Below are 13494 nucleotides of genomic sequence, written 5' to 3'. Positions count from 1 at the left end.
AATCTCGTCGAAGTTTCACTCGATTCTTCAACGATAGCGTTGCGAGGGACGTTCCTTTCGGAAGGGAGTTCCATGTCCACAGTGGACACCATGGCGCGAATCGGCCGCCAGCTCGACGACTCGGCGGCCCTCGGCCACGCCGTCGACGACCTGCTCGCCGACCGGGCCGACCGGCCGACCGTGCTCGCCCTCGGCGAGCCGACTCACGGGATCGCGGCGTTCCCGTTGCTGCGCAACGAACTTCTCGGTCAGCTCGTCGACCGCGGCTACCGGTCGATCGCGCTGGAGACCGACATCTTCGCCGCGTCGCCGGTCGACGACTACGTGCGCGGCGGACCGGCCGAGCTCGAGCGGGTGCTCGCCACCGGCTTCAGCCACCGCTTCGGCAACGTGCCGGGCAACCGGGAGCTGGTCGAGTGGCTCCGCGCGCACAACGCCGACCGCGCGCCGCGCGACCAGGTTCGGTTCCACGGCTTCGACGCGCCGCTGGAGACCGCCGCCGCGCCGAGCCCGCGCCACGCGCTGCGCTCGGTCGCCGACTACCTGCCGGCGGCGCTGCGCCCGGCGTCGGTCACGGACCTGGACAGGCTGCTCGGCGAGGACGCGGCCTGGACGGACGAGGCGGCCATGTACGACGCGGCGGCCTCCATCGGCGACACCGAGCACGCCCGCGCGCTGCGTGTGGTCGCCGACGACCTGGCCAGCGCCCTGCGCCGCGCGGCCCCCGGCCTACGCCCGGCCGATCCGGCAGGCTTCGACCTGGCCGAGGCGCACGCGCGCACCGCCAAGGGCCTGCTGCGCTACCACGCCGCCATGGCCAGCCCGGCGGCCGACCGGATCGCGACCATGCTGAGCCTGCGCGCCGAGATGATGGCCGACAACCTGCTCGCGATCGTGGCCGCCGAGCGCCAGCGCGGACCGATCCTGGTGTTCGCGCACAACGTGCACCTCCAGCGGTCGCGGTCGCACATGTCGTTCGGCGGCGCCGAGGTGAACTGGGCGAGCGCGGGCGCGCTGGTCGAGCTCACCCTCGGCGACGGCTACGCGTTCCTGGCCACCGACGCCAACCCGCACAGCGACCCCGGCACCCTCCAGGGCGTGTTGGCCGAGGCGACCACCCGGCGCGCCCTGTTCCCGGCACCGGCCCTGCGCGCCGCGCTACCCCCGGCGATCCGCGCCGGCGAACCGATCCTGCCCGGCCACCTCCCGCTGGAGCCGGCCGGCGCGACCGGCGCCGACGGGGTCATCTTCGTCGCCGACACCGACGGCCAACGCCACCAGTACTGGTGATGCCCTGAATGGGGCATTCGGGACGTTGAGCGCCCCGAATGCCCCATTCAGGGCGTTGAGCCGGCCACGGCGGGCTCCTGGCCTGGCTTCGAATCGATGCCGGGGATGCCGCGGCCGCGCAGTGAGCAGCCACGCGTCTCCGGCACGAAGTACAGCGCGATGGCGCCGACCACGCAGGCGCCCATCATGTAGTACGCCGGGAACAGCAGGTCGTCGGTCGCGTTGATCAGCGACTGGTTCACCGCCGGGGCGGTGCCGCCGAACAGCGAGGTCGACACGTTGTAGGCGATGGCGAAGCCGGCGTAGCGGACATGGGTCGGGAACATCGCCGGGAACATCGCCGAGATGGTCGACAGCTGGGGCACGTAGAGCAACCCGAGTACGGCGAACGCGATCACCGCGCCACCGAAGCCCTGCGTCATCAACTGGAACATCGGGATCGCGAGCACGAACAGCCCGACGATCGAGATCCACCACAACGTCTTGCGGCCGACCTTGTCCGACCACGCGCCGGCGAAGGGCACCAGCACCATCATCGCCGACTGCCCGATGATGATCAGCAGCAGTGCCTCGACCGACGACAGACCGATCTCGGTCTCCAGGTAGGTCGGCATGTACGCGAGCAGCGTGTAGTTCACGATGTTCAGCGTCACCACCAGACCGACCAGCAACAGCAACGGCCGCCAGAACTTCAGCAGGTCGCGCAGGTAGGTCTTGGTCTTGGTGTCGATCTGGCCCTCGGCGGCACACTCGCGGAACACCGGGGTGTCCTCGAGCTTGGACCGCAGGTACAGCCCGATGATGCCCAGCGGTCCGGCGATCAGGAACGGCAGCCGCCAGCCCCAGTCGGCCATGGCCGTCTCGCCGACGATCTGCTCGACGACGAGCGCGAGCGCGGCACCCAGGGTGAACCCGGCCAGGGTGCCGAACTCCAGGAAGCTGCCGTACCTGCCGCGCTTGTTGTCCGGTGCGTACTCGGCCATGAACGTCGCCGCGCCGCCGTACTCACCGCCGGTGGAGAAGCCCTGGATCATCCGCAGGACGACCAGGCCGATCGGGGCGAGGATGCCGAGCGTCGCGTAGCCGGGCAGCAGGCCGACACACAACGTGGCACCGGCCATCAACAGGATCGTCGTGGCGAGGACCTTCTGGCGACCGAGGCGGTCGCCCAGAGGTCCCCAGACCATGCCACCGATCGGCCGGATCAGGAAGGACACGGCGAACACCAGCAAACTGCCCAAAGTGGACGCTGTGCCGTTCTCACTCGGGAAAAACGCGTTTCCGATGTGGACAGCGGTGTATGCGTAGACGCCGTAGTCGAACCACTCGGTCATGTTGCCGATCGCCGACGCCGTGATCGCACGGCGGAGGGTCTTCTGGTCCGGTGGCGCCATTGTGGATGACGCGCCTGCCGAGGGTTCCGCCATGCTCCTGCCTCCCGCTCGTCGGACATACGAGATTGGCAGGGTACACACTCACCAATTAATCAGATACCCAGTGAGAAAAAATCCTACTTTCGGCGTCTTGACTCGACTGTTGGCCGACGACTATTTAGGCCGACGCCTTGGCGGTCGCCTTGCGCAGTGGGGCGCCGACCTCGTGCAGGTGGCGCAGCGCCTGGGCGTAGGAGTCGATCAGACCGGTCTCGGTGTACTCCACACCCAGTTCGGCGCAGTAGTCGCGCACGATCGGCTGCGCGTGACGCAGATGCGGGGAGGGCATGCTGGGGAACAGGTGGTGCTCGATCTGGTAGTTCAGCCCGCCGAGGGCGTTGTCGACCAGCCAGTTGCCCCGCACGTTGCGCGAGGTGAGCACCTGGCGGCGGAGGAAGTCGGGGCGGTCCTTGCCGGTGAGGATCGGCATGCCCTTGTGGTTGGGCGCGAAGATCGAACCCATGTAGATGCCCCACAGCGCCTGGTGGATGACCAGGAACAGCACGGCCTTGCCGGGGGACAGCACCAGGAACAGCATCGCCAGGTAGCCGGCAAAGTGGGTGAACAGCAGCGTCGCCTCCAGGGCGCGCTTCTTCAGCTTGGGGTCGCCGAGCGCCCGGACGCCGGACACGTGCAGGTTGAGGCCCTCGAGGGTGAGCAGCGGGAAGAACAGGTAGGCCTGCCAGCGGCCGATGAACCGGGGAATCCCCTTGCTGGCCCTGGCCTGGTCGTCGGACCACACCAGGATGTCGGGGGTGACGTCCGGGTCGAGGTCCTCGTGGTTCGGGTTCGCGTGGTGGCGGGTGTGCTTGTCCATCCACCAGCCGTAACTCATGCCGATGCCCAGGTTGCCGGCGATGAGTCCGGCGGCCTCCGATGGCTGCCGGGTGCGGAACACCTGCCGGTGGGCGAGGTCGTGGGACAACAGGGCGACCTGGCCGAACAACACGGCGAACAACACGGCGAGCACCATCTGCCACCAGGTGTCGCCGAGCAGGAAGAAGGCCGTTACCCCACCCCCGTAACAGGCGGCGAGCAGGCTGATCCGGACGAGGTAATAGCCAGGGCGCCGGCGCATCAACCCCGCCTCGTTCACTCGTTTGAACAGTTGGGCGAAGTCGCTGCCAGTCGACGGCGTGACCAGCGGAGCGGCATGAGTCGTCATGCCGCGAAGTGTTCCGCACGCGTTCAAGCGGCGGCAGCCTGGTAGCACCAGTCTTGGCCGGGGGGCTGTCCCCATGTGTTCCAGCCCACATTTCACCCCCGCCGCACACCACCGGTCACCGCCACCGCACAGCGCTCGTCCCACTGGCCAAAAAGACCATCCGACCAGGGAAAACGCCGCACCGATCAGGCCTGGACCAACGGTCAGGGCGCCCCGTGACGGAAGGGATCGCCGCGCGGCCCCCGCCGGCCCCGAGACCATTCGCCCTCGTCCACGGACCGAGCGGGCCTCGATCCGCTCGGGTTCCACACCGAGGCCGCCGATGTGTCGACCGTCACGTCGCACGGGCGTCGTGCCGGTCGACATCGGCAGCAGCGTGGGCGCTCGAATGCCCACCCCGTCTGGCGCGGGTCAATACTCCCAGCATCGCGGTGACCGCGAGCGGCACCACCAGCGCTCGAACCGGGGATCTCCGGCTGCTTCGCATTGCGTTCCCCCTTTGGGTGGGTACGTGGGCGACGTAGCCTCGGCCATCGCATATGGGCAAACCTTGGAAGTTCCTTGGATGAATGGGGCCGGGGGCCTCGGCGGACTGCTCGCATGGATTCACGGAACAACGGGCGCACTGGGTTACAATCGCCGGGAATCACCGCTGGTCTTCGATCTGGAAAAGCCAAGGTGATCTCGGAGATGCGAGCGTGAACGCGGTGGAGTTCAGCCTCCTCGGCTCGATCGACGCGCACGTCGACGGTCAGTTCGTCAGCCTTGGTCACGCGCGACAGCGGTGGGTGCTCGCCGCGTTACTGGTGGATGCCGAGCGGGTGGTGTCCGTTGCCTCGCTGGTCGACCGGGTATGGGGCGCCGATCCACCACATCGGGCCCACACCACGCTCTACAGCTACATCTCCCGGCTCCGGCAGTCATTGCGGCTTGTCCAGGACAAACCGTGTATCCAGCGCCAGCCTGGCGGCTACGTCGCGACGGTCGATCCCGCGGTGGTGGACCTGCACCGGTTCCGCCAGTTCGTGGCGGTCGCCAGGGCCAACGACGCCCCCGCCCAGGCCGCCGGCCTGCTCAAACAGGCGCTCTCGCTCTGGCGTGGCGAGCCGTTCGCGGCCGCGGACAACCCGTGGTTCAACACCCAGCGGGAAGCCCTGCTGCGGGAGCGGGCGGCCGTCGAACTCGATCTGATCGACTTTCAACTGCGCCATGGCCGACACGGCGACGTGCTCGCCGGACTCGCCGCCAGGGCCCAGACCGATCCGCTCAACGAGCGGTTGGTCGGGCAGTTGATGCTCGCCCTGTACCGCGACGGCCGGCCGGCCGAGGCCCTGGCCTGCTACGACCGAACGAGGGCTCGACTGGTCGAGGAACTCGGCGTGGATCCCAACCCGGCGCTGCGCCGGTTGCACAAACGAATCCTCGACAACGACGCGGCACTCGACCCGGCGCTCGATCCGCCGCGGCCGGCACGCCCGCCGGCCGAGTCCCTCGGCCAGAAGTCGGGGGCACTGGGCAGGGTGTGGTCCGCGCCCGCACTGCTCCCGTTGACCGTCGCCGACTTCACCGGGCGCACCGACGAGGTCGACGCCGTGCGCGCACATCTGGCCACGGGGTGGGCCGCGGACAACACCGGTTCGGCGCTGGTGTCCAACATCGTCGGCATGGGTGGCATCGGCAAGACCGCACTCGCCCTCCATGTCGCGCATCTGGTGGCCAGGACCTATTCGGACGGACAACTGTGGGTCAACCTGCACGGCGCCGGTTCGACGCCGTTGCGCCCCGGCGACGTACTCGCCCGGTTCCTGCGTGCCCTCGGTATGCCCGACCGGGCGATTCCCGCCGAACCGGTCGAACGCGCCGAGGCCTACCGCACGCTGCTCGCCGGTCGCCGGGTACTGGTGGTACTCGACAACGCCGCCTCCGAGGAGCAGATCAGGCCGCTGCTGCCCGGTGCCGCCACCTGTGCCGTCCTGATCACCAGTCGAGTCCGCCTGACGGGGATCGAAGGCGCGCAACGGATCGACCTGGACGTGTTTCACGCCGACGACGGGGTGCGGTTGCTCGCCCGCATCACCGGCGACGAACGCGTCGGGAACGAGCGGGCGGCGGCCGTGGAACTCATCGACCTGTGCGGCGGTCTGCCACTCGGCATCCGGATCGCGGGTGCCCGGCTGGCCGCGAGACCGATGTGGCAGGTGGCGCATCTGGCCGGCCGGCTCCGCGACGAGCACCACCGGCTGGACCAGCTCGCCATCGGCGATCTCGCGGTTCGGGCATCGCTCATGTTGAGCTATCGGGGACTCGCCGAAGCGCCGAGGAGACTGTTCCGGCTCCTCGGCCTGTTCGCCGTCCCCGACTTCCCCGGCTGGCTGGCGGCGACCGTCCTCGAGTGCTCCCTCGACGAGGGCGGGGAGCACGCCGAAGCGCTGGTGGACGCACAGTTGCTCACCGTCTCCGGACCCGATCCCGCTGGCCAGTACCGCTACCGCTGCCACGACCTCGTCCGGCTCTTCGCCGCCGAACGTGCCCTCGACGAGGAGTCCGCCGACAGCCGGGCGCGGGCGCTCGGCCTGGGCCTCGGCGGCTGGCTCGCCCTGGCCGAGCGCATGGCCACGAAGATCCCCGGCCCGGCCCATGCCTCGGTCAGCGGCCAGGCCCCGCGACCGCCGAGCGAGCACATCCTGCGCGGCTTCCGCGGCGAGTGGGCGGAGAACTGGTTCGACGCCGAGCACGCCGCGCTCCTGGCCGCGGTGCGGCAGGCCTGCCGGCTCGACCTGGACGAGCTGGCCTTCGACCTGGCCGGCTGCCTGGAGAAGTACTTCGACCTGCGCGGCATGTACGCCGACTGGTTCGTCATCAACACCGAGGTGATCGCGGTGTGCCGCGCAACGGGCAACCTGCTCGGCGAGGCGGTCATGCTCCGCGGGTTGATCGACGTGACGACCTGGATCACCGGCGGCCGCGACGGCGAGGCGATGGCCCGCCAGCACGCCGAGGCCACGCGGCTGCTGGCCATGTTCACCGAGCTCGGCCACGAACCGGGCATGTCCGACGCCACCGTGATGTGCTCGTGGTCCCTCACCGCCGCCGGCGCCCATGCCGAGGCCATCGACGCGGCGACCAGCGCGCTGCACCTGGCCGAGCGGTCCAACCACCTCGGCGGCCGGGTCCGCGCCGAACTCGCCCTCGCCCACTTCGAGAGACGCGAGGTCGCCATCGCCATCACCCACGCGCACAACGCCCTTGACCACTCCCGCACGCTCGGCAACGCCCGGTGCGAGGCAACCGCGTTGCAGTTCGCCGGTATCGGTCATCGTGCGGTGGGCGACCTCGACACCAGCCAGCGGATGTTGGCGCGGTCGTTGGCGATCTCCCGGTCCTATCGGGACAACTACACCGAGGTGCTGACCCTGCTCGCCCTGGCACGCCTGCACTTCCAGCGCGCCGATCCGGACGCGCGCGACACCGCCGACCACGCGCTCCGGCTCAGTCGCGAGTACGACATGAGCCATCACCTCGCCGAAGCACTCGGGCTGATCGGCGAGATCGAACTGGCCGCCGGGCGACCGGCCCTGGCCATACCGCACCTGGAGGAGTCCGTCGCGCTGTGGCGAACTCGTGGCTGGTACTCCTACCAGGCAGACGCGTTGACCAACCTGGGAAGGGCCTATGCCGAAACGGATGCCGCCGCCGCGCGGGCGGCGTTCGAGGAGGCGCGGGCGATCCTGCTGGAGTTGGGCGACACGACTCGGGCCGAGGAACTCGCGCGACTGGTCGATCCGCGGTCCTGAGCCAGGTCGACGTGCCGGAACGTTTCGGTAGGACGCGGCCCCAGCAGATGCGATCATGAGCGCCCAACGGACTGGGAACGGTGAGCTGATGAGGCGATGGGTCGGTGTGCTGGTGGTCGGCTGGCTGTTTCTGGCCGGGTGCGCCGACGACGAGCCGGCCACGCCGCCTGTGCCGGCGAGTGTGGCCGAACTCGACCCGTGTGCGCTGCTCACCCAGCGGGAACGGGTTGGCCTGCGGCTGCGGGCGCAGGGCGGTGCGGACGAGGGGCATCGGCGGTCGTGCTCGTTCATCGCGACCGACCTCGAGGACAAGCCGCGCGAGGCGTGGATCAACACCCTGGAGATCACCGTCCGGGACAGTCAGGCGGCCAACCGGGTGGCCGATGCGAAACGCGTGGCCGAGACCTATCAGCGGGAACGCGGCGCCGAGCTCGACCGGACGACGGTGGAGGGCCGGGAGGTGTACCGGGTCGGTCCGGCTGATCCCATCGGCTGCCGGTTGTTGCTCCACGTGAACGCCACCTCGTCGGTGGAGGTCGCGCCGAGGATGGACGGCCAGGCGCCCGACTGCGTGCACCCCGACCTGGCGCGGCTGATCTCCGCGAAGCTGCCGGTCGCCGATCCGGCGCCCGCGCGCGCCGACCACGACCGTCCGGTGGACATCCTCGTGCTCGACCCGTGCGCGCTGATCAGCGCGGACCTGCGGGCGGACCTGCGGCTGGACGCCGGCTCGCCCGCCACGACGGTCGTGCGCTCCTGCCGGTACCACGCCCCGGGCACCCGCGACGGCGAGCTGAGCTTCGTGAGCGTGCAGCTCTGGACGTCCGGGGCCAGGGGTCCGGACGACGAGCAGCCGGCCACGCGCGTGGTGAACGAGCGCACCGCCTACGAGACACGGGAGTCCACCGGTTCGGGCGCCGGCTCGATCAGCATGTGCGACTACCGGCTCGAGGTGACCACGGCGACGTCGGTGGAGATCAGCAGCTGGGCGCTGGGCGGCGACAGCCTCGAACCGGCCTGCGGGACCGCCGAGGACCTGGCCGCCGACATCGAGCCAAAGCTCCCCCTGATCGTCACGTAGACACCCCTCCCACATTTTGTATATCAGCCACCACCCCCCTCCGTCGTCATCCCGCACCCCGACCCGGCCTGCCCGACCGCAGTGAAGGGTCCCTTCGCTGCGGTCAGTGCAGTGAAGGGCTCCTTCGCTGCACTTGCGTGGGGGGTGACTGGACTGGGTCTTGTTCTTTGTGGAGGGTTCTAATATATTTCACGCCACTGGAGGTGTCATGGACGTGCAGCCAGCCGTAGTCGAACCCGACCCGCGACCGACAGTGCGCGGGGCCGGTGCAGCTCTGGAGGTCAGCGGTTGGCGGTGCGCCGACTGTGGCCTGTCCACTGTGGAACCATCGGTTCGGTGCGCGGGCTGCGCCGGCTCGACCGAGCCAACCTCGTTGTCCCCCAACGGCATCATCTGGTCCTGGACGGTCACCGGGATCGGCGCGGACCGGGGCACGGCGTTCGCCTACGTCGACCTGGATGCCGGTCCCCGGGTGCTGACCCGGCTCACCGAGCACACGCCGCACGTGGTCGGCACCCGGGTGCGCGTGCTGGGCACCACCCCTTCCGGTGACCTGGAGGCCGGCGTATGAACGTGCAGATATACGGAGTCGGCAGCAGCTGGTTCGGGCGTCAGCCGGACGCCGAGGTCGCCGGTCTCGCCGCGGACGCGGCACTCGAGGCGCTCACCGACGCCGAACTGGACCGGGTGGACGCGGTGTACGTCGGCTCGGTGTTCGGTGAGATGGGCGTCGCCCAGCGCGCCACCCACCGGCTCGGCCTGCACGGCGTGCCGATCGTCCGGGTGGAGAACGCCTGCGCCAGCGCGACCACCGCGCTGCACGAGGCCGCCGCCGCGGTCGCCGCCGGGCGCTACCGGAGCGCGCTGGCCCTCGGCGTCGAGCACATGTCCCGCCTGCCGCGCGGCCCACTGCCACCGGAGCCGAGGGACCCGCACGGCCGCGCCGGGCTGCTGCTGCCCGCCATGTACGCCATGGCCGCCACTCGCTACCTGGAGACCACCGGGCTCACCGCGGAGGACCTCGCCGCGATCGCGGTGAAGAACCACGGCAACGCCCTGCACAACCCCCTGGCCGAGTTCGGCGCCCGGCTGTCCACCGCCGAGGTGCTCGACGCCAGGATGATCGCCGAGCCGCTGACCCTGCACCAGTGCTCGCCGATCTCCGACGGCGCCGCGGCCGCGGTCGTCGGTGTCCACAGAGGACATGACCGGGACGTGACGATCGCGGCCAGCGAACTGCGCTCCGGCGGGCCGTGGGACGCCGGCTCCGCACACGTGTGGGGCTTCGAGGTCGTCCGGGACACCGCGCTGGCGGCCTATCGGCAGGCCGGGATCACACCGAGGGACATCGACCTGGTCGAGTGCCACGACGCGTTCACCATTGGCGAGGTGGTCACCTACGAGTCGCTCGGGCTCGCCGAACCCGGCGAGGGCTACCGGCTGCTGCGCGACGGGGTGACCGCCGTGGCCGGCAAGGTCCCGGTCAACCCGTCCGGCGGACTGCTCGGCCGCGGCCACCCGCTCGGCGCCACCGGCCTGGCCCAGGTGCACGAGGTGGTCACCCAGCTGCGGCACGAGGCGGGCGACCGGCAGGCAGGGCACGCCAGCACCGGCGTGGTGGAGACCATGGGCGGCGGCGTGTCCGGCATCGACGGCAACGCCTGCGTGGTGCTCGTGCTCACCGGGGGCGACCGGTGAACCTCGCGACCCTCCTGCACCGCAACGCCCGCCGCGCCGGCGAGCGCCGCGCGCTCGTGCACGGCGAGCACGCGGTGACCTATGCCGAGCTGTCCGACCGGGTCGCCCGGCTCGCCGGACTGCTGCACGCCAAGGGCGTGCGACCAGGCGACCGGGTCGGCATCCTGCAGCACAACGGGATCCCGCTGCTGGAGTCGCTGCTCGCCTGCTTCCACGGTGGGTTCGCCGCGGTCCCGGTGAACGCCCGCAGCACCCAGCACGAGGTCGGCGTGCTCGCCGAGGACTCCGGCGCCGCCGCCTGGCTGCTCACCGAGGAGTACACCGAACACATCGCCGGCACCATCCTCAATGGACAGCCAGTGGACGCCGAACCGCTCCCCCAGCACGAAAGCGGCCACGGCGACCCGGCGTGGATCTTCTACACCTCGGGCACCACCGGCCGGCCCAAGGGCGCGGTACTCAGCCACGCCAACCTGTTCGCCATGGTGGCCGCCTACCTGACCGACGTCCGCCACCTGGACGGCGCCGCGATCGTGCTGCACGCCGCGCCGCTCACCCACGGCTCCGGCCTCTACGCGCTGCCCGCCTTCGCCAAGGGCGCCACCCAGCTGATCACCACCTCCCGCAGCTACGACCCGGCCGAGGTGCTCGGGCTGGTGGAGACCGAACGGGTCACCGACATCGCCTTCCTCGCCCCGACCATGGTCAACCGGCTGGTGCGCGCGCAGCGCGCCGACCGGCGCGACGTCGGGTCGCTGGTCAACGTCGTCTACGGCGGCGCGCCCATGTACCCGACCGACATCGCCAGCGCCATCGAGGTCTTCGGCCCGGTGTTCGCCCAGATCTACGGCCAGGCCGAGGCGCCGGTCACCATCACCACGCTGCCCGGCACCGAGCACACCGAGACCCGCCGGGGCACCGTCGGCTTCGCCTACACCAGTGTCGAGATCGGGGTCCGCACCGGCGACACCATCGCCGGCACCGGCGACGGCGAGATCGTCGTCCGCGGCGACGTGGTGATGACCGGCTACTGGAACAACAGCGAGGCCACCAAGGCGTCCATTGTGGACGGATGGCTGCGCACCGGCGACATCGGCCGGATCGAGGCCGACGGCGCGGTCCGGCTGCTCGACCGGGACAAGGACGTGATCATCAGCGGCGGCGCGAACATCTATCCGCGCGAGGTCGAGGAGGTCATCCTCACCCACCGCGGTGTCCGCGAGGTCGCGGTGGTCGGCGCACCGGACGCGGAGTGGGGCGAGCGGGTGGTCGCGGTGCTCGTCGCCGAGGACGGCCACGACCACGACGCACTGTCCACAGAGGTCGAACAGCTCTGCCGGGAACGCCTGTCCGGCTACAAGATCCCCCGCGACATCGAGTGGCTCGCGCAGCTGCCGAAGAGCCCGTACGGCAAGGTTCTCAAGCGCGAGCTGCGGAACCGCTACTGGAGTGGTCGTGACCGTGTCATCTGAACGAACGCGATGGCCATTGGCCGTCGACACCCCCATCCCACCCGGCTACACCATCGCGACCGCGGCCTGCGACCGCTGGGCGGCCGACCCCGGCCGGCGCGCCCTGCTGGACCTCAGCGCGGGCGAGCAGCGCTGGTGGACCTTCGCCCAGGTCCGCGACGCCTCCAGCAGGCTGGCCAACGCCCTGGCCGCCCGGGGCGTGCGGTTCGGCGACCGGGTCGCGATCGCGTTGCCGCAGAGCGCGGACGCCGCGCTCGCGCACCTGGCGGTCTACCGGCTGGGCGCGATCGCGGTGCCGATCAGCCTGATGCACCGCGAGGAGGCCATCACCCAGCGGCTCACCGACAGCGGCGCCACCATCGCGCTCACCACCGCCGAGCACTTCGCCGAGATCGTCGAGCCGGGTGGCCTCGCCGGCGCGGCGGACTGGATCCGCACCGGCACCCCCGAGTTCACCGCGATGACCACCACCGGGTCCACCAGCACACCGCGCGCGCCCATCGACGCCATGACCCCGGCGGTCATCGTCTACACCTCCGGCACCACCGGCACGCCGAAGGGCGTGGTGCACGCCCACCGGGTGGTCGCCGCGCACGCCGCGCCGATCTCGTTGGCCCACGACGGTTTCCCGCACGCCGGCGATCTGCTGTGGAGCCCGGCGGACTGGGCGTGGGCGGGCGGGCTGATCGACTGCCTGCTGTCGGCCTGGCACGCGGGCGTGCCGATCGTGGCCCACCGGGCCCGAAGGTTCGACCCGGACGAGGTGTTCGACCTCGTCGCCCGGCACGGCATCCGCAACGCCTTCCTGCCGGCCACCGCGCTGCGGCTGCTGCGCCGAGGTCAGCGGCCGACCGCCATGCGCAGCATCATGACCGGCGGCGAGCCGGTGGACGAGGACATCGTCGCCTGGGCGACCGAGGAGCTCGGCGCCACCCCGAACGTCGTGTTCGGCCAGACCGAGGCGTCCTGTGTGGTCGGCAACTCGCACGCGGTCGTGCCGCAGCGGCCAGGCGCGCTCGGGGTCGCCTATCCCGGCGCCGAGGTCGCGGTACTGGACCAGGAGACCGGCGCGGCGTGCGCGCCGGACGAACTGGGGGAGATCGCGGTCCGCGCGGACAGCCCGGCGGTCATGCTCGGCTACTGGCGGCGCGCCGAGGACACCGCGGCGAAGATCGTCGACGGCTGGCTGCGCACCGGCGACCTCGGCCGCCGGGACGCCGACGGCTACTTCTGGTTCACCGCGAGGGCCGACGACCTGATCCTCTCCAGCGGCTACCGGATCGGCCCGGTCGAGATCGAGAGCTGCATCGCGGGCGACCCCCGGGTGGCCGAGGTCGCCGTGGTCGGCCGGGACGACGCCGAACGCGGACAGGTCGTGTGCGCCCTGGTCGTGCCGGTGCCGGGGGTCGCGCCCGACGAGGCGTTGGCCGGTGAACTACGTGACCGGGTGCGCGGCCGGTTGGCGACCTACGAGGTGCCGAGGGTCGTCGAGTTCCTGGACGCGTTACCACGCACCACAACCGGCAAGGTGCGCCGCTCCGATGTCCGGAAAGGACGGTAG

General features: G+C 70.7%; 9 protein-coding genes. 7 read left to right on the top strand and 2 right to left on the bottom strand.

Annotated features, from left to right (window positions below):
• The first annotated feature begins 72 nt into the window (after positions 1 to 72).
• Positions 73 to 1290 carry an erythromycin esterase family protein gene (locus ACYVIP_RS31810; protein WP_460403071.1) on the top strand — a complete coding sequence of 406 codons (1218 nt, stop codon included), beginning with the start codon at positions 73 to 75 and terminating at the stop codon, positions 1288 to 1290.
• 47 nt (positions 1291 to 1337) lie between these two features.
• Here the strand turns inward: ACYVIP_RS31810 and ACYVIP_RS31805 are convergent, their stop codons facing one another.
• On the bottom strand, positions 1338 to 2717 hold the full coding sequence (locus ACYVIP_RS31805; protein WP_460403069.1) for an MFS transporter: 1380 nt from the start codon (positions 2715 to 2717) through the stop codon (positions 1338 to 1340).
• A 124-nt stretch (positions 2718 to 2841) separates the two neighbouring features.
• Entirely contained in the window at positions 2842 to 3888 is a 1047-nt protein-coding gene (locus ACYVIP_RS31800; protein ID WP_460403067.1) for a fatty acid desaturase family protein, read from the bottom strand.
• Positions 3889 to 4586: 698 nt separating this feature from the next.
• On the opposite strand from ACYVIP_RS31800, the gene ACYVIP_RS31795 reads away from it, so the two are divergent.
• From ACYVIP_RS31795 to ACYVIP_RS31770, 6 genes are all read left to right on the top strand, one after another.
• Positions 4587 to 7682, top strand: coding sequence for an AfsR/SARP family transcriptional regulator (locus ACYVIP_RS31795; protein WP_460403065.1), 3096 nt, complete (start codon positions 4587 to 4589; stop codon positions 7680 to 7682).
• A gap of 88 nt (positions 7683 to 7770) precedes the next feature.
• Positions 7771 to 8763: a DUF3558 family protein gene (locus ACYVIP_RS31790; RefSeq protein WP_460403063.1), complete on the top strand. Its 993-nt coding sequence runs from the start codon at positions 7771 to 7773 to the stop codon at positions 8761 to 8763.
• A 208-nt stretch (positions 8764 to 8971) separates the two neighbouring features.
• Positions 8972 to 9334, top strand: coding sequence for a Zn-ribbon domain-containing OB-fold protein (locus tag ACYVIP_RS31785; RefSeq protein WP_460403061.1), 363 nt, complete (start codon positions 8972 to 8974; stop codon positions 9332 to 9334).
• Positions 9331 to 10461 carry a thiolase family protein gene (locus tag ACYVIP_RS31780; RefSeq protein ID WP_460403059.1) on the top strand — a complete coding sequence of 377 codons (1131 nt, stop codon included), beginning with the start codon at positions 9331 to 9333 and terminating at the stop codon, positions 10459 to 10461. Before ACYVIP_RS31785 ends, ACYVIP_RS31780 begins: the two co-directional genes overlap by 4 nt.
• On the top strand, positions 10458 to 11933 hold the full coding sequence (locus ACYVIP_RS31775; protein WP_460403057.1) for an AMP-binding protein: 1476 nt from the start codon (positions 10458 to 10460) through the stop codon (positions 11931 to 11933). The genes ACYVIP_RS31780 and ACYVIP_RS31775 overlap by 4 nt, the downstream gene beginning before the upstream one ends.
• Positions 11917 to 13494, top strand: a complete 1578-nt coding sequence (locus ACYVIP_RS31770; RefSeq protein ID WP_460403055.1) for an AMP-binding protein — start codon at positions 11917 to 11919, stop codon at positions 13492 to 13494. Before ACYVIP_RS31775 ends, ACYVIP_RS31770 begins: the two co-directional genes overlap by 17 nt.

The sequence above is a fragment of the Actinophytocola sediminis genome, from assembly GCF_054779715.1.
Note: the sequence above shows the minus strand (reverse complement) of the source record. Positions and strands in the feature narration are given on the sequence as shown.